This is a genomic window from Streptococcus sp. 29896 (assembly GCF_032594915.1).
Taxonomy (GTDB): Bacteria; Bacillota; Bacilli; order Lactobacillales; family Streptococcaceae; genus Streptococcus; species Streptococcus suivaginalis.
In genome coordinates this window covers 178,583-201,826 of record NZ_CP118733.1, presented here as the reverse complement: position 1 = coordinate 201,826, position 23,244 = coordinate 178,583, and the positions used below count along the sequence as shown (strand labels likewise).

The 23,244-nt window shown below is 45.0% G+C and carries 15 protein-coding genes and 1 pseudogene; 8 read left to right on the top strand and 8 right to left on the bottom strand.

The annotated features are described in order from the left end of the window. Positions 1-56: 56 nt before the first annotated feature. The 3 genes and pseudogenes from PXH68_RS09865 to PXH68_RS01020 form a co-directional block, all read left to right on the top strand. Positions 57-509 (top strand): annotated as a pseudogene (locus PXH68_RS09865) (PTS sugar transporter subunit IIA); the annotation flags it as partial. Positions 510-592: 83 nt separating this feature from the next. Further along, the gene (treC, locus tag PXH68_RS01025; RefSeq protein ID WP_248028697.1) at positions 593-2,218 is read left to right on the top strand and encodes an alpha,alpha-phosphotrehalase; all 1,626 of its coding nucleotides are present in this window, start codon (positions 593-595) and stop codon (positions 2,216-2,218) included. A 64-nt stretch (positions 2,219-2,282) separates the two neighbouring features. Continuing rightward, entirely contained in the window at positions 2,283-2,645 is a 363-nt protein-coding gene (locus PXH68_RS01020) for an iron chaperone (RefSeq protein WP_248028698.1), read from the top strand. A gap of 248 nt (positions 2,646-2,893) precedes the next feature. On the opposite strand, the gene PXH68_RS01015 is transcribed toward PXH68_RS01020, so the two are convergent. Both PXH68_RS01015 and PXH68_RS01010 read right to left on the bottom strand, forming a co-directional pair. Further along, positions 2,894-7,444, bottom strand: a complete 4,551-nt coding sequence (locus tag PXH68_RS01015) for a family 20 glycosylhydrolase (RefSeq protein ID WP_316715725.1) — start codon at positions 7,442-7,444, stop codon at positions 2,894-2,896. 356 nt (positions 7,445-7,800) lie between these two features. Continuing rightward, positions 7,801-8,784: a Gfo/Idh/MocA family protein gene (locus PXH68_RS01010; protein ID WP_248028828.1), complete on the bottom strand. Its 984-nt coding sequence runs from the start codon at positions 8,782-8,784 to the stop codon at positions 7,801-7,803. A 90-nt stretch (positions 8,785-8,874) separates the two neighbouring features. Here PXH68_RS01010 and rnhC point away from each other — a divergent pair, with 90 nt between their 5' ends. The 4 genes from rnhC to PXH68_RS00990 all read left to right on the top strand — a co-directional run bounded on the left by rnhC (position 8,875) and on the right by PXH68_RS00990 (position 13,703). Beyond that, positions 8,875-9,765, top strand: coding sequence for a ribonuclease HIII (gene rnhC, locus PXH68_RS01005; RefSeq protein WP_248028830.1), 891 nt, complete (start codon positions 8,875-8,877; stop codon positions 9,763-9,765). A gap of 13 nt (positions 9,766-9,778) precedes the next feature. Then, positions 9,779-10,390, top strand: coding sequence for a signal peptidase I (gene lepB / locus PXH68_RS01000; protein ID WP_248028831.1), 612 nt, complete (start codon positions 9,779-9,781; stop codon positions 10,388-10,390). A 38-nt stretch (positions 10,391-10,428) separates the two neighbouring features. Beyond that, positions 10,429-12,921, top strand: a complete 2,493-nt coding sequence (recD2, locus tag PXH68_RS00995) for an SF1B family DNA helicase RecD2 (protein WP_248028832.1) — start codon at positions 10,429-10,431, stop codon at positions 12,919-12,921. Positions 12,922-13,025: 104 nt separating this feature from the next. Further along, positions 13,026-13,703, top strand: a complete 678-nt coding sequence (locus tag PXH68_RS00990; protein ID WP_248028833.1) for a hypothetical protein — start codon at positions 13,026-13,028, stop codon at positions 13,701-13,703. A gap of 167 nt (positions 13,704-13,870) precedes the next feature. Here PXH68_RS00990 and PXH68_RS00985 read toward each other — a convergent pair. The 6 genes from PXH68_RS00985 to PXH68_RS00960 all read right to left on the bottom strand — a co-directional run bounded on the left by PXH68_RS00985 (position 13,871) and on the right by PXH68_RS00960 (position 21,598). Then, positions 13,871-15,216 (bottom strand): IS3 family transposase gene (locus PXH68_RS00985; RefSeq protein ID WP_316715577.1). Its coding sequence is split into 2 segments (ribosomal slippage): positions 13,871-14,775 and positions 14,775-15,216, totalling 1,347 coding nucleotides; the frame shifts between segments, so codons are not numbered across the junction. A 92-nt stretch (positions 15,217-15,308) separates the two neighbouring features. Next, positions 15,309-16,439: a serine hydrolase gene (locus PXH68_RS00980; protein ID WP_248028919.1), complete on the bottom strand. Its 1,131-nt coding sequence runs from the start codon at positions 16,437-16,439 to the stop codon at positions 15,309-15,311. A 381-nt stretch (positions 16,440-16,820) separates the two neighbouring features. Continuing rightward, the gene (locus tag PXH68_RS00975; RefSeq protein ID WP_158455985.1) at positions 16,821-17,828 is read right to left on the bottom strand and encodes an ABC transporter permease subunit; all 1,008 of its coding nucleotides are present in this window, start codon (positions 17,826-17,828) and stop codon (positions 16,821-16,823) included. Next, positions 17,821-19,332: a sugar ABC transporter ATP-binding protein gene (locus PXH68_RS00970; RefSeq protein WP_459559269.1), complete on the bottom strand. Its 1,512-nt coding sequence runs from the start codon at positions 19,330-19,332 to the stop codon at positions 17,821-17,823. The genes PXH68_RS00975 and PXH68_RS00970 overlap by 8 nt, the downstream gene beginning before the upstream one ends. A 144-nt stretch (positions 19,333-19,476) precedes the next feature. Continuing rightward, complete coding sequence (locus PXH68_RS00965; protein ID WP_248028921.1) at positions 19,477-20,559, bottom strand: galactose ABC transporter substrate-binding protein; 1,083 nt, start codon at positions 20,557-20,559, stop codon at positions 19,477-19,479. Between the two features lie 106 nt (positions 20,560-20,665). Further along, on the bottom strand, positions 20,666-21,598 hold the full coding sequence (locus tag PXH68_RS00960; RefSeq protein WP_248028922.1) for a 1-phosphofructokinase family hexose kinase: 933 nt from the start codon (positions 21,596-21,598) through the stop codon (positions 20,666-20,668). Positions 21,599-21,919: 321 nt separating this feature from the next. On the opposite strand from PXH68_RS00960, the gene PXH68_RS00955 reads away from it, so the two are divergent. Further along, positions 21,920-23,122, top strand: coding sequence for an IS110 family RNA-guided transposase (locus PXH68_RS00955; protein ID WP_316716070.1), 1,203 nt, complete (start codon positions 21,920-21,922; stop codon positions 23,120-23,122). Positions 23,123-23,244 lie beyond the last annotated feature (122 nt).

The window sequence follows — 23,244 nt, the reverse complement described above, 5'->3', positions numbered from 1 at the left end:
AGGCTCCTGAAGAAGTAAAAAGCGTGACTCCAACCGTTTCATCAGGAGCAAAAATTGAATTGGTAAGTCCACTAACTGGACAAGCCAAAGAATTGTCACAAGCGACTGACCCTGTCTTCTCTTCTGGTGTCATGGGTACAGGTTTAGTCATCGAACCAAGCCATGGCCTCTTAACAGCGCCAGTTGACGGAACAGTCTCTGTGCTCTTCCCAACAAAACATGCTATTGGGATTACAACCGCCCAAGGCTTAGAACTCTTAATCCATATTGGTATGGATACTGTTAGCCTCGAAGGCAAGGGATTTGAAGCCCACGTCAAACAAGGCGACAACATCAAAGCTGGTGACAAATTGATCAGCTTTGACATTCCAACCATTCAAGAAGCTGGATTGGTGACCGAGACTCCAATTATCGTAACCAACCAGGCTGACTTCTCCGTGGAGATCCTGGAACAATTGCCAGCTGCAGTTGAAAATGGACAAAAACTCCTAACTGCAAGCAAGCTTTAATCAATCCTCAGGAGGTGCAGGTTTTCTGTCCCTCCTATGATTGTTTTTCCCCCAACCGTAATCGATTAGAAAGCGAGACAATCATGACAATTGACAAGCGAAAAGTTGTCTATCAAATCTACCCCAAATCTTACAAGGACACGACTGGAAACGGTGTCGGCGACCTGCGTGGAATTATTGAAAAACTACCTTATCTGAAGGAGCTAGGGATTGACATGATTTGGCTCAATCCCTTCTACCCAAGTCCGCAACGGGACAACGGCTATGACATTTCAGACTATACAGCCGTCAATCCTGATTTTGGTACCATGGCTGACTTTGAAGAAATGGTGGCTGTCGGTAAAGAATTAGGTATCGAATTTATGTTGGACATGGTTCTCAACCACTGCTCGACAGACCACGAATGGTTCCAGAAGGCCCTAGCTGGCGATAAATACTACCAAGATTTCTTTATCCTGCGTGACCAGCCAACTGACTGGGTTTCCAAGTTTGGTGGCAATGCCTGGGCACCCTTTGGCGATACCGGGAAATATTATCTTCATCTCTTTGATGTGACCCAAGCAGACCTCAACTGGCGAAATCCACATGTTCGGGACGAACTCTTCAAGGTGGTCAACTTCTGGAAAGACAAGGGCGTCAAAGGCTTCCGCTTCGACGTTATCAACCTGATTGGTAAGGATGAAGTCCTAGAAGATTGCCCAATCAACGACGGCAAGCCTGCCTACACCGACCGCCCGATCACCCACGACTATCTCAAGATGATGAACAACGCCACTTTTGGAGCAGAAAAAGGCTTCATGACCGTTGGGGAAATGTCTGCCACGACCATTGAAAACTGCATTCTCTACACGGCTCCTGAGCGGGAAGAGTTGTCCATGGCCTTCAACTTCCACCACTTGAAAGTGGACTACAAGGACGGTCAAAAATGGACCATTATGGACTTTGACTTTGAGGAACTCAAACGCCTCTTTCACACTTGGGGCGAGGAGATGTCAGTCGGAAATGGCTGGAATGCTCTATTTTACAACAACCACGACCAGCCTCGTGCCCTCAACCGCTTTGTTGATGTGGAGAATTTCCGCAAGGAAGGAGCAACTATGCTGGCTGCCTCTATCCACCTGTCACGCGGTACGCCTTACATCTACATGGGCGAAGAAATCGGTATGATTGACCCCGACTATGACAGCATGGACGACTACGTGGATGTGGAGTCTATCAATGCCTACCAGATGCTCTTGGACCAGGGGCACACACCTGAGCAGGCCTTCAAGATTATCCAGACCAAGTCCCGTGACAATTCCCGCACCCCGATGCAATGGGACGCTTCTGACAATGCAGGCTTCTCAACAGGCACTCCTTGGCTGAAGGCTGGCAAATCCTACCAAACGATTAACGTTGAGCAGGAAAAAACAGGCCCAATCTTTACCTTCTACCAAGAACTCATCCGCCTACGGAAAGAGCTCCCTCTCATTTCAGAAGGGGACTACAAGGCCGCCTACAAGGACAGCCAGAAAGTCTATGCCTTTGAACGCTTGCTGAACGGCGAGAAACTACTGGTCCTCAACAATTTCTTCGCAGAAGAAGTTGAACTAGACCTGGCAGACGACTACGCCCACGGCCAAGTCCTCATCAGCAACTACCCTGACAGCACGTTAGGTAAGAAAATCACCCTCAAGCCTTATCAGGCACTGGCGATTTTGGTGAAATAATCAAGAAAAGAGGAGGCAACTCCTCTTTTATGATAGAATGAAATAAAAAAGAAAGAAGACTCCCATGCTCCAAGAATTTTTGAACAAGGTTAAAAACCCTGTCTTGAAGGACAAACTGGAAGGCATTTTCAATCAGATTCAGCAGGAATTTCCAAGTCTGACAACTGAAATCAAGTGGAACCAGCCCATGTTTATCATGGACGGGACCTTTATCATCGGCTTCTCTGCTGCCAAGGCCCATATTTCCATTGCACCCGAAACGGTTACTATGGAGACCTTTGCCAAGGACATCAAGGAAGCCGGCTACGATGCAACTTCCAACCTCTTCAAAATTAAGGAAGACCAAGAAGTCAACTGGGACCTACTCCGCAATATCATCGCCTTTAACATGGAAGATAAGAAGGGCTATGAAAAGTTCTGGAGATAGGCGTTTGACCTAGCACTATATAACAAAACAAGCCCTGATGCAATCAGGGCTTGTTTTAGGAGAGAATGAAAAAGAAAATGTTAGGATATAGTCAGTATAAGCGAGCCAGCTTAAACAAAGCTGAATCCAACTTCCCCAGACTCCTCGATAAGTAAGCATATCTGACACAAATCAAAGGAACAGGCCCCCCCGCCTGTTCCTTTTTTGAAATATTATCTGACGAATTATCTAGTCCGCCAGTCAATTTCCTAGCAGGAAGTATCTTTTCTTTTTCTAGCTACCATACCCAAACCTGAGAGCAAGCCTAGGGTTCCTAAGAGGGCTAGGGCACTTGAGTCTTTCAGACCTGTTGCTGGAAGAGTCTTGCTTGTTGACTCTACTTTTTCCACAGGTTTTGCAGTTGGAACAGGGGAACTAGATAGTTTCTTATCCGTTAGTTGTCCACTATCTGAAAGCCGCAAGGAAGGTAGGCTGTGTGTCAGGTTTTCATTTAAGCTAATACCTCCTTCAAAGGCTGGCAAATGATGGGTCAGATTTTCATTAAGGCTAATGCCTCCTTCAAAGGCTGGTAGCTCTGGTGCATAGGCAGGTTCTCCTTTTGCTGTATGAAGGGGCGTCTCATCTACTGGATTTGGAAGAGGTTGAACAACTGGACCGGCTGGGCCTTGTTCACCACGTTCACCTTGTGGACCCGCTGGGCCTTGTTCACCACGCTCGCCTTGTGGACCCGCTGGGCCTTGTTCACCACGCTCGCCTTGGGGACCGGCTGGACCTTGTTCGCCGCGCTCGCCTTGGGGACCGGCTGGACCTTGTTCGCCGCGCTCGCCTTGTGGACCCGCTGGGCCTTGTTCACCACGCTCGCCTTGTGGACCCGCTGGACCTTGTTCACCACGCTCGCCTTGTGGACCCGCTGGACCTTGTTCGCCGCGCTCGCCTTGTGGACCCGCTGGACCTTGTTCACCGCGGTCGCCTTGTGGACCCGCTGGACCTTGTTCACCGCGGTCGCCTTGTGGACCCGCTGGACCTTGTTCACCGCGGTCGCCTTGTGGACCCGCTGGACCTTGTTCACCACGCTCGCCTTGTGGACCCGCTGGACCTTGTTCACCACGCTCGCCTTGTGGACCCGCTGGACCTTGTTCACCACGCTCGCCTTGTGGACCCGCTGGACCTTGTTCGCCGCGCTCGCCTTGTGGACCCGCTGGACCTTGTTCACCACGTTCACCTTGTGGCCCCGCTGGACCTTGTTCACCACGCTCGCCTTGTGAACCTGCTGGACCTTGTTCACCGCGCTCGCCTTGTGGACCCGCTGGACCTTGTTCACCACGCTCGCCTTGTGGACCCGCTGGACCTTGTTCACCACGCTCGCCTTGTGGACCCGCTGGGCCTTGTTCACCACGCTCGCCTTGTGGGCCGGCTGGACCTTGTTCACCACGCTCGCCTTGTGGACCCGCTGGACCTTGTTCGCCGCGCTCGCCAGGTTCACCTTTTGGTCCGCGGAGATTGGATAAAAGTGTCCAAGATCCATTGACCTTAGAGTAAAGGTCTCCTGTTTGTGTATCGATATAGAGGTCTGCATCTTGTCCTAGTTCAGAAGCAGGTGCTCCAGAACCCGTATGGATAAAGTTAGATGGCCTATTTTCCTGATTGCTTGTATCCGGTTGTTGCTCCCCTTGATTATCGCCTGAAGGTTTCTTCAACTCCAAGTTATCAATAGCTGATCGAACTGCCGAAAGGTAAGCATCTACTTGATCTTGTTCATCAAGATGATGGAACCAATTGATCCCTTCTAATACACGTTCAAATTCTTGCTTGCTTTCTTCCTTGAAGTCATCATAACGAATCAAAACAGAATCCACTAGCTGATCCAATTCTGAATAGTTCGCTTTGAAATGCTCTCTATTTTGGTTTTTAAGTGCAGTAATCAGTTCTGTTACTAATTCCTTGCGGTAGGTTGCACGTGGCTGGTCTGCCCAAATGGCTACCATACTACCAATGGAAGGAATTTTTTGACCTTCATTTTTCGCTACGACATCGATCGGCGTTGTCCGGACACCGTTCAAACCTTGGTCCAAATTATAGTACTGGCTGCTACCATGGTCACGGCCCAACACATAGTACCAAGCATCATTGGTATTCAAAATCTCATGTCCCTTTTCCGCAATAAACTTGGACGATGCAACATTGAATCCATTCCAACCAGCTGTCCAATAAGACACGATAATATCTGTATCAAATGTACCGCCTTCTGTGTTATTGTTGAAATAGATACCATCATTAAAGGCCATCGGTCTCATGTTATTTGCTTTCACAATACCTGCCAACTGGTTGGCATAATCAACAAATTTATTGTACTGGTTGAGACGGTTTTGCAGGACATTCCAACCATAGCCATATTGATCGGTTACATCGTTGGCGTATTCATCCAGACCGATATTGAAGACAGCTACCTTATTGGCGAAATAGTTAGCATATTTTTCAATCAGCGCCTTGGTGAAGGCAACTGCTTCTTCGTTTTCCAAATTGACCGTCCGCTTGGATTGACGGAAGCCAAAGCGGAATTTCGGATCACGAATGCCCAATTCTACCATCCCATCCAAAATCGCATCCATGTGGCCTGGACTGTTAATCGCTGGAATAATATCAATCTTCTTAGAAGCTGCATAGTCTAGCAATTGATCCATCTCGTCCTGGGTCAAATGATTGCCATTTGGATCATTGTAGTAGGCATTGGTACCATTTTGCATGGCACGTTTCACATCGTCGCTACTATAGGTACGGTCTCCCACACGAATTTCCATATCGTCCAAGAGGAAGCGAAGACCATCATTACCAAGCAAGACGTGTAGGCCAGTGTAGGAATGTTCACTTGCCAAATCAACCAACTCTTTCAGTTGTTGCAAGGAGAAATACTTCCGACCAGCATCGATGGAGATAACCTTCATCTTAGCAACTTTTTGTTGGGCTTCCGTCAAGGCAATTTCTGGGCTTTCTGCTTCAGTTGTTCCTGGCGCCTGATCTTGCGGTAAATCGGCACTATCTGGGTCAGTTGAAGCTGAATCAGATGGATTCTCTGGTGCATCTGCACTACCATCTAAGCGGCGCAATTTCGCACGCGCTTCTCTCAATGCCTGAACATACTGTTGGATTTGGTCTTGGTTTTCTAAACTTGCAAACCAGTCAATGCCATTGATGACAGACAGAAGTTCTTGGCGACTTTCTTCAGTGTAAAGAGCAAGGTCTTCTGGTAATTGAGCATAGACCTGATCCAGTTCGGTATAATCTGCACGGAAGAATGCTTTGTTTTGATTCTTCAGGGCGGTTACTAACTCTTCGACTAATTCTTTGCGATAGGTCAAGCGTGGAATATCTGCCCAAACAGCTACCATACTACCCACGATTGGAATGTTATGCCCATCATTTTTGGCAACTCGGTCCAGTGGGGTATTGGACACGCCTCTCAATCCTTGATCCAGGTTATAGTAGTCCTTGCTGCCATGGTCACGCCCGATAACATAGTACCAAGCATCATTTGTGTTTAAGATGGCATGCCCCTTGTCAGAGATGAATTTGGAGGATGCAACATTGAAGCCATTCCAACCCGCTGTCCAGTAAGAAACGATAATATCCGTATCAAATGTTCCTTTACTGGTGTTGTTATTGAAATAGATACCGTCATTGAATGCCATTGGCCGCATACCGTGGTTTTTCACAATGCGTGCAAGGTCGTTGGCATAGGTTACGAATTTATCATACTTGTTGAGGCGGTATTGCAGGACATTCCATCCATAGCCATAGTTTCCTGTAATATCGTTGGCATATTCATCCAAACCGATATTGAAAATATCTACTTTCTTGGCAAAATAGGCTGCATATTTGTCAATCAAGGCCTTCGTAAATTCAATCGCCTCTACATTGTCCAAATCAACGGTTCGTTTAGACTCGTTAAATCGGAAGCTAAATTTTGGATTTTGAATGCCCAGTTCAACCATACCATCCAGGATTGCATCCATATGGCCGGGACTGTTAATCGATGGGATGATCCCAATTTTCTTGGATTTGGCATAGTCCAACAATTGATCCATTTCTGATTGGGTCAAGTGATTGCCATTTGGGTCTCGGTAATAGAGGTCTGTCCCTTTTTGCATGGCAGTCTTCACATCATCACTTTCATACCGTCTTTCACCAACCTGAATGGTCATATCATCCAAAAGGAAGCGCAATCCATCATTCCCAAGCAACACATGCAAGTCGGTATAGGAATTTGCTGCTGCTAAGTCGACCAGTTCTTTCAACTGATTCAAAGAAAAATATTTCCGACCTGCATCAATTGAGATCACTTTTTTCAGAGCCACTTTTTCCTGGGCTTCAGTTAATTCTTCTGCTTGCTTGTTGAGTGCCAAATCAACTGGTTTCAGCGAAGCCCTTTCTGGATTTGGACTAGCTTCTCTCGATTCTCCGACTCCTTCATCACTGACTTCTGCTACATTCGTCAAAGCAAGAGGAGCAGGGCTGACAGTTTCTGTTACAGCTGTATCTTCAGCAAGGTCCTCCGAAACTGGAGAGACCAGATCAGTTTCTTCAATAGTTCCTTCTCGTAAGTCCACCGCCGTCTCTAGAGTTGGCTCTTCCACAGCCACTTCATGGATAGCAGCAGTCGGTTCATCACTTGTTAGACCAGCCTCACTTGCTGTATTGGCATGAATGGTCTGACCCGAAAAGATTGCTGTTCCGACTAATACAGATGCGACGCCGACGGAAAATTTCCGAATTGAAAACTTTTCTTTTTTGATGTGTTTCATACTTTCCTCCATAAAATTTGTTGCCAAGCGAAATTCTTTCTCCTCCCTTCTCACGCCCAGCTTTTGTTATGTTGACATATTATTACAACAATTGTAGTGCTTTTTGTTTCTTTTTACAAGTAAATAATTGTTTTGTAACGGTATTGTAACCATACTATAATATTATTGAATATTCCAAAATATTGTCATTTTTTGACTAAAAAGCTCAATATTGCACTCTTCTTCCTATTTAAAAGACCTATAATATTTTTCTCATTTTTCATTGATTTTTAGGCAAGATACAAAAAAAGAACAGGCTACCTATCCTGTTCTAAATGATTGCTTTTACACTGACTTTCTTCTTTCGAGCTGGGGTTCTATTCTTCTTCTGGATAAACCAAGCCCCATTCTTTTCGGAGTTGGGTCATGATCTCCATGACATCTTGGGTGTAGGCTAGGTGCATGGTGTTTTCGATGCCTGCGACAGCTTTTTCCATATCCGCCACTTCATAAGAAAGAGCCTTGGCTGTCTCGCCCGCTTCGATTACTTCTTGACTACCGTTTTCAGTATAGGTAATGACTGCTTTCTGACCACGAGGATACTCGTAAAGCTCGATGTAGCCCTTGTCGTAGGCAATGGTGCCCCGTTTTGGCTGTTTGGCATGGAGGGTCAGGGCGATGGTCGCCATTTCTCCTGCATCATTGCTGAGCAAAATCCCTACCTGCTCGTCCACACCTGTCGGAGCTAATTTGACCTGGGACAAAACCTGGCTAGGCTTTTCCGTCATAAACCAACGGACAAAGGACAGGGCGTAGACCCCAATATCCAAGAGGGCACCGCCTGCCAAGCTCTTATTGAAAAAGCGGTTGGTCATGTCGTATTCCTTGTAGCTACCAAAGTTCATCTGGATCATCTTCAATACACCCAGTTTGCCACTGGCAACTACTTCATGCAGCTTACGGTAAATAGGCATATGGAAAATGGTCATGGCTTCTGCCAGGATAACCTGGTTTTCCTCTGCCAGTTGAATGGCTTCTGCTAATTCTTCTGAATTAAGCGTAATAGACTTTTCACATAGGACATGTTTGCCCGCTTTCAAGGCCTTTCTCAAATAATTGATATGGGTATTGTGAGGCGTAGAAATATAGATAATATCTACCTCAGGATCCTCAAATACTTGATCGATTTCTTCATAAACTTTCTCGATGCCATATTTTTGCGCAAATTCCACACCCTTGTCATAGGTACGGTTAGCTACAGAGTAGAGGTTGCCCCCCATAGCCTGCAAAGCCTGAACCAATTCGTTGGCGATGATGCCTGTTCCCAGAGTCGCCCAGCGAAAGTTCACTTCTTGTCCCATCCTAAATCTCCTTTACTTTTGCTTCTTCTACTATAGCAAAAACTAAGGTTTTCTGCACACTCTAACCAGCATTTGTGATACAATAAAAACATGAATACAGTCGTACTAAAGGTCTCTCCACAGGAAGCGACCAAGATGGCCAGTCACTACTCTGCTTATCAGGCACCCAGTAAAAATCCCTATATCACCGCCTTTTTCAAACTGAATGGAGCCAGCCTCTCCATCTATACTTCTGGAAAGGTCGTTTTCCAAGGGGAAAAAGCAGAGCAGGAAGCAAGTCGCTGGGGTTATAAACCAGAAAGCTCTGGACAGGCGACCAGTCTTGGTCAAGACCTGCCCATGATTGGAACAGATGAGGTTGGAAACGGGTCTTATTTTGGAGGTTTGGCAGTCGTTGCTAGTTTTGTCCGCCCAGAAGACCATGCCTTTCTCAAGTCGCTTGGTGTGGATGATTCCAAGAAAATGACAGACCAAAAAATCTGCCAGATTGCTCCTCTCTTAAAAGAAAAGATCCCCCACCAAGCTCTGCTATTGTCACCGAAAAAATACAACGAAGTCATCGAGCAAGGCTACAATGCGGTATCTGTCAAGGTTGCCCTACACAATCAGGCTATTTTCCTACTCTTGCAAAAGGGTGTCCAGCCTGAGAAGATTGTCATTGACGCCTTCACTTCCAGTCAAAACTATAAAAAGTACTTGAAGAAGGAAACCAACCAATTTGCCAACCCCGTCACTCTAGAAGAAAAGGCCGAGAGTAAGTATCTGGCTGTAGCAGTATCTTCTATTATTGCTAGAGCTATGTTTTTAGAAAATCTTGTCCAGCTTGGTCAACTAGTTGGGAGGAATTTGCCATCAGGAGCCGGAAGCAAGTCAGACCAAGTCGCAGCCAGCATCTTAAAACAATATGGTATGGCAGGACTCAACCAAACTGCCAAACTCCACTTTGCCAATACACAGAAAGCACAAAAATTAGTGAAATGAGGAAATCGTTGAAATGAAAAAATTGTCATTTGCAGGCTTTTTAGCAGAATGGGGACTCTTTACCCTCTTTATCGTCGGTTTTATCTTGAGCCGTCTCTATATTTGGAGCCCGGTGACAGTTGATGGCCACTCAATGGACCCGACACTTCTGGATCAAGAGCATTTGATCATGGTACGGACAACAAGCATTCAACGATTTGATGTGGTTGTAGCTAGTGAGACAGATACCAATGGCAAGGAAAAACTGATTGTCAAACGGGTCATCGGGATGCCAGGCGACACCATCCGCTATGAAAATGATGTCCTCTACGTCAACGACCAAGAAGTGGATGAGCCTTACTTGGACCAGTACCTGGCAGCTTACAGCCAAGACAAGCTCCAGTCCGTTTACTCTTATAACGCGAATTTTCAAGCCCTCGCTCTTGAATCGACAGCCTTTACCATGGATGCCAACAAGTACGCGAGCTTTACCATCCAAGTCCCTGAAAACCAATATTTCTTGCTAGGGGATGACCGTCTGGTATCACAGGATAGCCGTCATGTGGGCACCTTCTCTGCTGACCAGATCGAAGGGGAAATCAAGCTACGTATCTGGCCATTCAACCGAATTGGTACCGTTCAGTAATCACAAGTTCGCTTGTGATTTTTTCGTAAGGATAGACTATGACAGAATACTATTTCACCGGAAGCATCGACCGAATCATTTTTGAAAATCCGGCAAACTTTTATAAAATCCTTCTCTTGGAAATTGATGAAACCGACGCTGACTATGATGATTATGAGATTATTGTCACAGGAACCATGGCAGATGTCATCGAGGGAGAAGACTATCGTTTCTATGGCAATCTAGTCACCCATCCCAAATACGGCCAGCAGCTTCAAATCTCTCGCTACGAACGTAGCAAGCCTACTTCTGCTGGTTTGGTCAAGTATTTCTCCAGCGACCATTTCAAGGGAATCGGGCGCAAAACAGCAGAGAAAATTGTCCAACTCTATGGAGAAGATACCATTGACAAGATTTTGGCAGAGCCTGAAAAACTAACCCAAATCAGCGGACTATCGACTGCCAACCGCCAAGCCTTCCTAGAAAAACTTCGTCTCAATTATAGCACCGAGATGATTCTCTCACGCTTAGCAGAATACGGCATCCCAAACAAGCTGGCCTTCCAAATCCATGAAATCTACAAGGAAAAGACCCTTTCTGTCCTTGAAGAAAATCCCTACCAGCTGGTTGAAGATGTACAAGGGATGGGCTTTACCCTGGCTGACCGAATGGCAGAGAACCTGGGTATCGATAGCCAGTCTCCCCAGCGCTACCGGGCAGGCTTGCTCTACACCCTCTTACAGCAATCCCTAGAGAGCGGAGACACCTATATCGAAGCACGCGCACTCCTAGAACATAGCTTAGACCTGCTCGAAGCAGCCCGTCCAACAGAATTGGACCCCGCGGCCCTTGCCCAGGAAATCACCAATCTCCTTCAAGAAGGAAAAATCCAGCAAGCAGGGACCAAACTCTTTGACAATAGCCTCTATTTTGCAGAAGAGGGCATCCATAAAAACCTCCACCGCCTACTGACCAAGTCTTCTACCAAGACCTTTTCGAGAGAAGAGATTGATCTAGCCATCAAGGAATTTGAAGAGATGGCCAAGATCCAGTATGATGCCATCCAAAAGGATGCCATTCGTCAAGCCATCAGCCACCCTGTCTTTATTTTAACAGGGGGACCAGGAACAGGAAAAACAACGGTTATTAATGGAATTATCGCTGTCTATGCCATCTTACACCAAATTGATTTGACCCAAAAACGGGACGACTCCCCCATCTTACTGGCTGCTCCAACAGGTCGGGCAGCCAGACGGATGAACGAGTTAACAGGCTTACCGGCAGCAACCATCCACCGGCACCTCGGCTTAGTAGAAGGCCAAGAAGAGACCTACCGTGACGACTATCTAGATGCTGAATTTATCATCATCGACGAGTTTTCGATGGTGGATACCTGGCTGGCCAACCAGCTCTTTCAAAACATCTCCTCGAATACCCAAGTGCTGATTGTTGGTGATGCCGAACAACTCCCTTCTGTCAGTCCTGGTCAGGTCCTTGCCGACCTCCTAAAGATTGAACAGCTACCCAGCATCACCCTGGAACGGATTTACCGCCAGTCAGATGATTCTACCATCGTCACCCTAGCCAGCCACATCCGCCAAGGAGCCCTACCGCAAGACTTCCGGGAAAAGAAACCAGACAGGTCCTACTTCGAAGCCAGCAACCAGCAGATTCCTGCTATGATTGAACGGATTGTCAGCGCAGCCGTCAAATCGGGCATCCCAGCCTCGGAGGTGCAGATTCTGGCCCCCATGTACAAGGGGGCTGCAGGTATTGACCAGCTCAACACCATCACTCAAGCCTTGCTCAATCCCAAGGAAGAAGGCACACTTGAATTCCTCCACAATGACCAAGCATTTCGCCAAGGAGACCGCGTCATCCACCTTGTCAACGATGCCGAAGCCAACGTCTTCAACGGAGATTTGGGCTACATCACCGACCTCTTACCCGCTAAGTATACCGACTCCAAGCAGGATGAACTGACCATCAACTTCGACGGCAACGAGGTCACTTACCCACGAAATGAATGGTATAAAATCAGCCTAGCCTATGCCATGTCCATTCACAAGTCCCAAGGGAGTGAATTTCAAGTAGTCATTCTGCCCCTGACTCGTTCCAGCAGCCGGATGCTCCAGCGCAACCTCCTCTACACGGCCATCACCCGCTCAAAGAGTAAATTGATTCTCCTCGGTGAAAGCAGCGCCTACCAGATTGCTGTTCAAAACGCCGGTACGATCCGAAAAACCTATCTGGTCCCTCGTTTCCAAGGGGAAAAAGCAGAGCAGGAAAGCAAAGATAGCCTGGCAGAGTTGAAAGAAAGCCCAACTAGTCCAGCTAGCCAACCCACAATAACAAGCCCATCCTTATCCCAAACAGCCACAGATTCACAGACAAGGGATCGTCAACAACTGACCCTTCTAGAACAAGAAGAGCCAGAAAGGACAAGCACCCACCCTAAAGAATACATTCTGACGGTGGACAACCTGCTAACCATCGACCCTATGATTGGCATTCGAGAGGCAGATATAGAGGAATTTTTCAAAAATAGATAACAAATAGATTTCTTTTGTTACAAATATATTACAAATGTTACAAAACTGTGTTGACAATGCATTGTTTTCCTGATATACTTTATCTATATTTGGAGGTAATGAAAATGAAAAAGACTACAATGAACACTCTCATCCTACTAGCTGCTAGTTGCTTATTGGTAGCCTGCTCATCAAAAAAACAAGAAAGTCAGACAACTCAATCAAGCACTACACAAACCAGCACTAGCTCAACAACCGTTTCCAGCTTAACGGAAACGACGACATCAAGCAGCGTTTCAACAGAAACAAGTCAACAGAATCAAGAAAGCCAAAGCTCACAGGGAGTTGAGAGTCTTGTAAGTAGCACAACAACCCATAGTCAACTCCTTACCCTACCAGCAACCAGTATCCCTAATGACTTAGTGGGAACATGGCAAGGAAGTAGCCAACAAGCTCGTCAAATTGATATGGTCGTTACTGCCGATGGCACCGTTACCGTAACAAACGACTTCCGTCAAAATGAAAACCAAGATGCAAATGGACTAGTCCAGACCTTTACTGCAAAAATTTCTGACCTTGTCGAGTACAAGCCTAATCATTTCATCATTCGGAATGCGGAGAGTGAAATAGCAGCTCTTCTTCCAGGCATGACTGGACTCGGTGGGCGGATTACACCTGGATTTATTTTGGAAAACAGTCAGTATAAGGTCATCTTGTGGGGAAATCCTATTGACAGTTCAGAGGCAGTATATGACTTAGAAACAGAACCAACTATTCACGTCACGCTCAATAAGTTAGACTAGAGATTCGCTACATCTTGCTGGCTTATCTGAACAATCGAGTGCATGTAAAAATTATCATGAGCAACATATCGTTATTCTATGTCCCAAAAAGAATAATCCTATAAAGTACTCACTATATAAAAAGACTAGGTCGCCAATGAACTGCCCCCAAAAAGTTGGACAAATAATTATTGAAAGGATTTAGTTCTGTATTGGACAGGACTAAGTCCTTTTAATTTTGCTTTTATTCGTTTGTTGTTGTAGTAAAAAATATAATCTGTAATAGCTTCTTCAAGCTCATCAAGTGATTGATAAGATGTCTCGAGTCCATAAAACATTTCAGATTTGAGAATGCCAAAGAAAGACTCCATCATCCCATTATCTGGGCTATTCCCTTTGCGGGACATGGATGGTCGAATGCCTTTGGTTTCCAAAAAGTAATGGTAAGACTGGTGCTGGTATTGCCAACCTTGATCGCTGTGGAGAATAGTCCCACTGTATAAATCTGCTGGAAAAGCCTTCGCAAGCATGGTTTGAACCTGTTTCAAGTCAGGTGACCGAGACAGGGTAAAATCAATAATCTCACTATTATAGCCGTCAAGAACAGGCGATAAGTAGAGTTTCCCTTCAGGCAAAGCAAACTCCGTCACATCGGTATAACATTTTTCATAAGGCTTAGATCCCTCAAACTGACGTTTAATCAGATTATCAGCCTTCTTACCCACCTCACCTTTGTAAGAAGCATACTTGCGCTTACGACGAATACGAGCCGCTAAGCCCATGACTGTCATCAAGCGCTGCACCTTTTTGTGGTTGATGAAGAAACCTCGATTTCTGAGTTCTAAATAAATCCGACGATAGCCGTAATTACCTTTATGGTCATCATAAATGGCTTGAATTTCAGCCTTAATGGCTTTGTTCTTGTCGGGTTTCTCCAGTTGCTTGACTTGATAATAATAAGTTGAGCGAGGCATTTTAGCTGTCGCAAGTAGGAGGTCTAGTCGGAATCCTCCTTGGACCATATCTCTAATTGTTTCTGCTGTTCGCGCACTAGTGTTTCGTCCCTCAAGCGAAGTTCTCTCAACTTTTTTAGGAAGGCCACCTCAGTTCGAAGACGTTCATTTTCCTCTTGAAGGCGCTCTAATTCCGTCATCTCTTCCCAGGTTTTCTTGCGTTTACGTCCCATCTTGCTCGGTCTCCCTCTTGGTTTTTCAAGAATAGTATACCCGTTTTTCTTGTATTGTGCTATCCAATTGGGAAGCATTCCTCGATTTGGCAAGGCATAATCAAGGGAAACTGAGAGTTGAGAGCACCCATGAATCAAGACCTTATCCATTATTTCTTGCTTTAATTCAGGTGAATAATACCTATTTTTACCTTTTTCAACGCTTTCCACGCCATATCGATCCATGAGTTTTATCATGTATGTGAGATTGGCAATAGTGACCTTGTATATCTGGCTAAGGTTGACCCACGACACGCCACTCTTTCTCAGCTCATATATTTCTAGTTTATCTTCATAACTTAATTTCATAAGAAAAACACCCCAATCGTTAGATTTTGTGTCTAACTTTTGGGGTGCAGTTCACAATGGACCTAGTCTTCTTTCATTTTCTTCTTTTCTATTTAGATTGGATAATGGCCTACCATAGCCTTCTTGGCAGGATTCATATTGATTCGGTGCCATTGATTGATCACATAGGCAAGAGCAACGACCTGATTGTAGCCAAATCCATCAATTTCCAGATCGTCTTCTGAGGCTCCGCCAAAGTTTGCCGTATAAAGGGCGATGCTATATGGCGTTTCCTCCATCACGATGGCATCGATATTCAATGCTTCCCTGACATAACCTGGTTTTTGATAGACGGTCACACCGTGAACGTATTCCTCATACCAGTCTCCAGCAAAAGCTAAATCTAGGTAAAGCAACAGGTCGGCATACTTGTTTCGATGATTGTAGAGGTAGTCCAAGACCTGGCTGTAATAACTACTAGTTGTCTTGTTTCCTTCTAGCGAAAACGTTGGAATATCAGGATTTTTGGATTGCCCGTAGCGTCCAAACATACCATAGGCGGCAACCATCCCTCCGATTCGCTCTGATAAGGCATAGGCTGGCGTATTTTCTGACACAACAATGGACCCATATTGCATATCTGCGATGGTCATTTTGCCATTATAATTGGCGACATAGGCATCGTGTTCAGGTTTGTATTCGTAAGGAGTTGAGGTGATATCATAGGCCTCCGTTTCCGATACTTCCCCCTTTTCAATGGCATCCACAACCAGCATATTCAGGGGGAGTTTGTAGGTAGACCCCGCTGTCATCGGCTGGGTGTCGTTCATAGAAAAGACCTCATTGGTTTGGAGGTTTTTATAGGTAAAGGCCACCTGAGAGGAATCCAACCCCTGTTCTGCTAGAAAGGCTTGGACTGTCTCTTCCAAACTCAAATGAACATAATCATAGTAGAGATAGAGGCTGTCCATATAAGCCAAATCTTCTTGTAGAGTCAATTCCCGATCTGCCAAAGACTTATAGACAGGACGGACAGTAGGCTCAGTTTGGGATGTATCTTCTTCTCCATCCGAATCTGTTTCTGCTTGATCCGTCGACGTTTCAGTAGTTTGGTTTGAAGGGCTTACTACCTGTTGGCCCAACCATAGGAGACTCCCTGCCAGAATAACGGCTAGAAGGCCAAGTAAGTAGGGCAGGCGGAACCAATCTTTAACGAAAAAAACTTTTTTTCGCTTCCGTCTCATTAGACCTTCACTAGATTCAGGCGGAAGGTCTAATGGAACTGCAACCAATTCTTGGTCATTCCTAACCTTATCTTGCTTCCATAATTGATCAATGGTTAGATTTGTTCTAGGAAATCGTTTATAAATATGGCTTCGCTTGCGTCTAGTTGGTACCCTTCTTGGGCGTCGTCTTTTAACTGACCTTGACCGAGCTTCACGCCTTAATTTTCTTTCATATTTCTCATTTGTCATAACTGTTATAGTATAGCTGATTTCTAAGCGCTAGACAAGTAACTCTACTCACCGAATAGCCCAACATTCGTTTTGACCCTCTGTTTTCCTAACATTCAAAACCATCAAAAAGAACCTTCCTAGCGAAGGTTCCTGTTCCAAAATGTTTTTTTATTTTTTAACAAGGGTTTTCCGAATATCGAGGGCAACAGCAACGATGATGACAATCCCTTGGATAACGTTGGTCATATCTGGTGTCACTCCCAAGTAGGTCAAGCAGACTTTGAGCAACTCAAAGACGAAAACCCCAAGGAGAATACCCGGTACGGTACCTTGACCTCCGGCAGTTGATACACCACCGATTGTAGCAGAGGCAATGGCATCCAGCTCATAGCCCATACCGGCACCTGCACCAGCTGAACCTGTTTTAGCAGATAAGAGGAAACCAGCTAAACCGTAGAGCAAACCTGCCAAGAGGAAAATCTTGATTTTGGAGAAGCGAACATTGACACCTGAGACTTCTGCGGCGTTCTCATTGCCACCGATGGCATACATGTACTTACCATAGCGGGTTTTATTATAAAGCACCCACATGGCCAGACCAACTAGGGCTGCAATGATGGTGATATAGGGAATGAAACCAAATAACTTGCCTTGACCGATTGCCACAAACTCATCCTTAAAGGTACCGATTGGTTTGGATTGCGAGTAGATAAGGACAAAACCATAGGTCATAATCTGGGTTCCCAAGGTCGCCAAAAATGGTGGCACGCTGAGGAAAGAAATGATTGCACCATTAAGCAAACCGAGAAGGGCACCGACAGCTAGGGCTGCCAAAAGTGGTACAAAAATCGGCATGTCTGGTAGGTCTGGGAAAAATTTTTGGGCAAAGTCTGGTCGCTGCACCAAGGTCGCTGTGATAATAGCAGTCAAGCCCACAATCCGACCAGCGGATAGGTCTGTACCACGAATAATCAAGCAGCCTGATACACCCAAGGCAATGATAAAACGAACAGAGGTATTAGCCATGATATTGGCAGCATTTCCAAGGGTAAAGAAATTATCCTGGGTCAGGCCAGTATATAAAATCATGGCAGCGACAACGATATACATGGAGTTCTTAGTCAAGAAATCTCCTAGATGAAATTGAGATGGTTTATCTGACAGAAGTTTAGGCATCTGTTTCTCCTCCTTGCTGATTGGTCATAAATTTAGTTGCCAGAGTCATGACGGCCTCTTGGGTTGCCTCTTCACGATCAAGGAAACCGGAGATCCGTCCCTCACACATCACCATGACGCGGTCAGATACGCCAAGCAATTCCGACATTTCTGAGGTAATCATGATGATGGATTTGCCTTCTGCGGCTAGGTTGTTGATAATCTGGTAGATTTCATACTTGGCACCGACGTCGATTCCTCGTGTCGGCTCATCCAAGATCAGAATATCTGGATCATTGGCCAACCAGCGGGCAAGAATCACCTTCTGCTGGTTTCCTCCTGACAAACTTTCAATATGCGTCTTGGTCGAAGGGGTTTTAACCCGCAAACGGTCCACACTTTGATTAACAACCTGGCTGATTTGCTTCTCGTTCAGCAAGCCCAAATGTCCCAAATATTGGTGAAGGGAGGCAATCGAAGCATTATCAGAGACCGATAAGACACCAAAAATTCCATTAAAACGACGGTCCTCCGTCACCAGAGCGATCTTATTGGCAATGGCTGCGGCAGGATTTTTAATTTTGACTTCTTGGCCTTTTACAAAAATCTTCCCTTCTTTCAAGACCCGCATACCATAGAGGGCTTCCATCAGTTCCGTCCGTTGGGCCCCAACTAGACCACCAATCCCTAGGATTTCGCCTTTTTTCAGGTCAAAACTAGCGTTCTTAAAGGAGAGGGGACTTGGAGAAGTTAGATTTTCCAGTCGAAGAACGACTTCCTCTTCCACCTTATTGGTTTTCTCAGGGAAGAGACTGGTCAGTTCACGACCAACCATAGCCTGGATGATTTTTCCTGTCGTCATCTCAGCTGCAGGCCATGTACCGACATATTGGCCATCACGCATAACCGAAATATCATCCGAAATTCGTAAAATTTCATCCATCTTGTGGGAGATGTAGATTATGCCAATATTTTTCTCCTTGAGCTGCTGGATAATGCTGAATAATTTTTCTACTTCCGAACTGGTTAAGGAGGAGGTCGGCTCATCCATGATGACCACCTTAGCCTTGTGGGAAATGGCTTTGGCAATTTCGACAGACTGCATTTGAGAAACTGTCAGATGATGGAGCAGGGTCTTGGGATCGATCTGCAAGCCCACCTCATCCAATAAGGCCTTGGTATCCTGGTTCATCTTGGCATGGTCAACCAAGTTAAACCGCCCCAAGGGATAGTTGCCCAAAAAGACATTCTCAGCGATAGTCATCATCCGTATCGGTTGCAGCTCTTGGTGAATCATGGACACACCTGCGTCAATTGCTTCCTTGGAATCCTTGAAATTGACTTCTTGACCGTCAAACAAAATGGTTCCACCATCTCTGTGATAAATACCAAACAAACATTTCATCAGGGTGGATTTCCCTGCGCCATTTTCTCCCATCAAGGCATGAACTGTTCCCGGACGAAGTTTGAAACTAACATCATCCAGGGCCTTGACACCTGGAAATGTCTTGGTAATATGTTTCATTTCTAAAATATATTCACTCATTCTCCCGGCTCTCTTTCCAAAAAAATATGTTCTCACTATACGTACAATCACCATTTTTCAAGGGAATCATAGATAGTGAGAACGCACTAATCGTTTTGCAAAATTGATTACTTAACAGGAAGCTTATTCAGCTGAACGTTTTGCGTAACGTTCTTTGATTTCTTCGATTGTTTCAGTTTTTGCTTCTGCTTCTTTCAATTCAGAATCAGCTTCTGAAGTCACTTTCACATAGTCAACCCAGTAGTAAGGAGACACATCTTCACCATTCATCAACTTAACTGCTACTTGTGCTGCAGTGTGTGATTGGTTGAAGTGGTCGTTCAATACAGTACCAGTCAATTCACCCTTAGCCAACAATTCCATCGCATCTGGAATCGCGTCAACACCGACTACAAGGATGTCTTTGCCAACTGTACGGCCAGCTGCTTTGATCGCAGTTACCGCACCAACTGCCATACCGTCGTTGTTTGCAAAGATAACTTCCAACTTGTCACCGAATTGTTCCAAGGCTGCAGCAGTCACTTCTTGACCTTTTGCAGTATCCCAGTTTGCGAGGTAAGGCTCAGCCAAGGCTTCACGTTTGATACCTGCATCATCAAGGGCTTTGACAGAGTAAGTTGTCCGTTGTTGTGCGTCAACGTTTGCTGGGTCACCAAAGAGGGTGATGTAGCTCACTGTACCGTCACCGTTGATGTCACCCTTGCTGTCAGTAGCAGCAATGATTTCACCTTGGAAGGTACCAGACTGAGTTGCATCTGCACCAACATAGGTTGTTTTACCTGGCCAGATTTCCAATTCAGCAACTTCTGGCTCACGGTTGATCAATACAACTGGGATATCTGCAGCTTTTGCAGAGTTGATAATGGAACCTGCAGCAGTTGGGTCAACCAAGTTTGCCAAAATCACATCTTTACCTTGTGCAATAAAGGTATTGATTTGTTCTGTTTGTGTCGCTTGGTCTTGCTTACCATCTTGGATATCCAAGACATAGGTATCGCCTGTTTCTTCACTCAATTTTTTGAAGTAGGAATCCAATTCTTCACGATAGAGTGTCATAAAGTTGTCATCGAATTTGTAGATGGCAACACCAACTTGATAGGTCTTACCAGACCCTGACTCTGCAGTACTGCTTTCTTCTGACTTACCACAAGCAACCAAGAGCAAGCCAACGAATGCTAGCGCCAAGAGCTTCAATACTTTTTTCATTCCTTAATCCTTTCTTTTTAAGCATAAAGCAGTCGAAGCAATCAACTTTGTAAACGGTTTCCTATGTTGATATAATATAATATTGTCCGAAATATGTCAAGAGGGTTTAGGAAGGATTTGCCAGCTCCTCCACCGCTACTTCCTGTAAAACCGATAAAAATTGATGGGGATGAACCTCTGGAAAATCGTTGAGACAGTTAGCTGTTGCAAAGGCTGCAGCCTCTGCTAGATAGATTTCAGGTGCTTCATTTTGCACCAGACCTTTGACCAAAACACCCAAATAAAAGTCGCCTGATGCAATCGGGTTGCGGGTGATTTTTTTCGGTGATTGCACACGGAAAATGTGCTTGCCAATCTTTGCTAGACTCCCCTTGCTACCCAAGGTCACAATCAAATTTTCATGAGGAACTTGGTGGCGCAAGAGGTTTTCAATAGCTGCTGGGTCGTGTTCGTCTAGGTCAGGATAGATGTCTTTCAACTCTTCATTATTGATTTTAATCAAGCTGGGTTGAGCTTGATAGGCTTGGATCAAGGCTGCGCCGCTGGTGTCAACAATGGTATGAACTTCTGGATGCTCTTCGATAAAACGACGGATATAGTCATCTGGCATTCCTGTCATCAGTGAACCTGAAAAGACCACAAAGTCACCTGGAGATAAGGACTCTTTTAACCGGTCAGTAAAGGCAGTCAAGAGACTTTCAGTCAACTCCAAGCCCTTCTCATAAACCAAAACTACCTGACCAGTAGCCTCCTCTAGATAGATGGTACAGATGCGCGTGTTGCGGTCATGTTGGGTCAAAACCAGGGGGTTCTGTCTTTCTATGTTTAGCGTCTGTAAATAATCACCAATAGGACCACCCAAAATTGTATGGATGCAATAGTCTGACTGTCCCCTTTCTCTCAGGGCATAGGCCACATTAAAGCTCTTCCCTCCTGGAAAGTCTCGCACTTCCTTAGGGCGGTTTGGAATCTCTTTCTTCAATTGATCGACAATAATGGTGCGATCCAAAGCTGGATTGGGACAAATTAAATGAATCATATGTTACTCCTTTCACTCTTATTTTATCATGAATTCTTTCAATAATATATCTTTATATATAATTTTAAATAAAACAAAAACATACTAAGATTAGTAGTGAGGAAATCTCCGACGGGAGAGAGTACTCACTACTTTTTCTTTATGATAAAGTAGAGGTGTCTTGTTAAGTCGTAGGGCTTTTTGACGCTAGACGTCGCAACAAAAACTGGCAAGACACCTGTTTTAGAAAGAATGTTATCAAAGTATGTGGGACGCCAGACGTCGAGTATTGAAAATGACATCACTAAAACAAGGAATCATTCAAGACAAAGAGGTAATATCATGCGTGCAGTTTTTGGGATTGATGTGAGTAAGGTAAGTTCAGAAGTGGCCATTCTAGTCAATGGTGAGAAAGTTCATGGCTATACCATATCCAATGACGCCTTAGGCTTTGCTTGGCTACTTGGCGATTTGAGAACCGTCCATAAGCCAGAAATCATCTTTGAAGCAACAGGTGTCTACTCTCGCCGTCTCCAAACTTTTCTAGAAGATAATGGCTATGCTTATACACGGCTTAATCCCTTAGAAGCTAAGAAGCAACTGGATAGCTTGCGTGTGCGGAAAACAGATCAAATTGACGCCGAAAAACTGGCTCAATCTCAATTTGTGCTGAATCGTAAACCCACTTATGTCCAAGAAGAAGTCTACCAAAACTTGCGGGATCTTAGCCGTTTCTATCAGAATCTGACCGAGGACATTGTTCGAGCTAAAAACCGTCTGCACAAGGTCTTACAAGTCACTTTTCCTGAATTGGAAAATATCTTATCAACACCATCTGGCGAACAATACTGGAACCTGGTCATAGCTTTTCCTTGCAAGGACTTCGTGCTTCATTTAAGCAAGGACGAACTCTCAGAGAGCATTCGTCAGTCCACCTCAAAACGGATTTCTGACAAGCGTGTGGCGTACTTAGCTGAGAAGCTGATAGCACTAGCTAATCAATCTTATTGTGCCGTCAAGAAAACCTCTCCAATGCTGGAAGAGGTGCGTTACTATGGAAAAGAATTGCTTCGGCTTTCTGAACAGAGACAAACTGTCCTAGACCAAATGGTGGAACTAGCTCAGCCATTACCTGAATATGACATTCTGCTCTCTATTCCTGGAATAGCTGAGACTACTGCAACAAGTATTATTGGTGAACTGGGAGATATTCGCCGTTTTCAGTCTGCCAATCAAATCAATGCCTTTATCGGTATTGACCTGAGACACTATGAATCTGGTAACTTCCTCGCTAAGGAACACATTACCAAGCGTGGCAATCCCTACGCTAGAAAGATTCTGTTCAAATGCATTCACAATATCGCTTCAGCCAGTCACACCAATCCTTGCCATATCGCCGACTTTTATGAGAAACGAAAAAGACAATCGCAAACGACTTCTACAAAGCCACACACGATTGCCTCCATACATCGTCTCATTCGGACAATGTATTACCTCATAACGCATAACAAACTTTACGATTACACTTTAACCCAAAATCAGTAAGATTGTTTATGCAATATTATTGTAACACCTTATCAAAAATTTTCAACATAAGGTGTTAATTTCGTGTACTCTTTTTTACACGAAACTTTAGTCCAAAAGAAAACAATTTCCTTATTTTGACT

Excerpts from the sequence above, each read along its gene's own strand:
- treC (WP_248028697.1), top strand. The coding sequence starts at position 593 with ATGACAATTGACAAGCGAAAAGTTGTCTATCAAATCTACCCCAAATCT.
- PXH68_RS01020 (WP_248028698.1), top strand. The coding sequence starts at position 2,283 with ATGCTCCAAGAATTTTTGAACAAGGTTAAAAACCCTGTCTTGAAGGAC.
- PXH68_RS01015 (WP_316715725.1), bottom strand. The coding sequence starts at position 7,444 with ATGAAACACATCAAAAAAGAAAAGTTTTCAATTCGGAAATTTTCCGTC.
- PXH68_RS01010 (WP_248028828.1), bottom strand. The coding sequence starts at position 8,784 with ATGGGACAAGAAGTGAACTTTCGCTGGGCGACTCTGGGAACAGGCATC.
- rnhC (WP_248028830.1), top strand. The coding sequence starts at position 8,875 with ATGAATACAGTCGTACTAAAGGTCTCTCCACAGGAAGCGACCAAGATG.
- lepB (WP_248028831.1), top strand. The coding sequence starts at position 9,779 with ATGAAAAAATTGTCATTTGCAGGCTTTTTAGCAGAATGGGGACTCTTT.
- recD2 (WP_248028832.1), top strand. The coding sequence starts at position 10,429 with ATGACAGAATACTATTTCACCGGAAGCATCGACCGAATCATTTTTGAA.
- PXH68_RS00990 (WP_248028833.1), top strand. The coding sequence starts at position 13,026 with ATGAAAAAGACTACAATGAACACTCTCATCCTACTAGCTGCTAGTTGC.
- PXH68_RS00980 (WP_248028919.1), bottom strand. The coding sequence starts at position 16,439 with ATGAGACGGAAGCGAAAAAAAGTTTTTTTCGTTAAAGATTGGTTCCGC.
- PXH68_RS00975 (WP_158455985.1), bottom strand. The coding sequence starts at position 17,828 with ATGCCTAAACTTCTGTCAGATAAACCATCTCAATTTCATCTAGGAGAT.
- PXH68_RS00970 (WP_459559269.1), bottom strand. The coding sequence starts at position 19,332 with ATGAAACATATTACCAAGACATTTCCAGGTGTCAAGGCCCTGGATGAT.
- PXH68_RS00965 (WP_248028921.1), bottom strand. The coding sequence starts at position 20,559 with ATGAAAAAAGTATTGAAGCTCTTGGCGCTAGCATTCGTTGGCTTGCTC.
- PXH68_RS00960 (WP_248028922.1), bottom strand. The coding sequence starts at position 21,598 with ATGATTCATTTAATTTGTCCCAATCCAGCTTTGGATCGCACCATTATT.
- PXH68_RS00955 (WP_316716070.1), top strand. The coding sequence starts at position 21,920 with ATGCGTGCAGTTTTTGGGATTGATGTGAGTAAGGTAAGTTCAGAAGTG.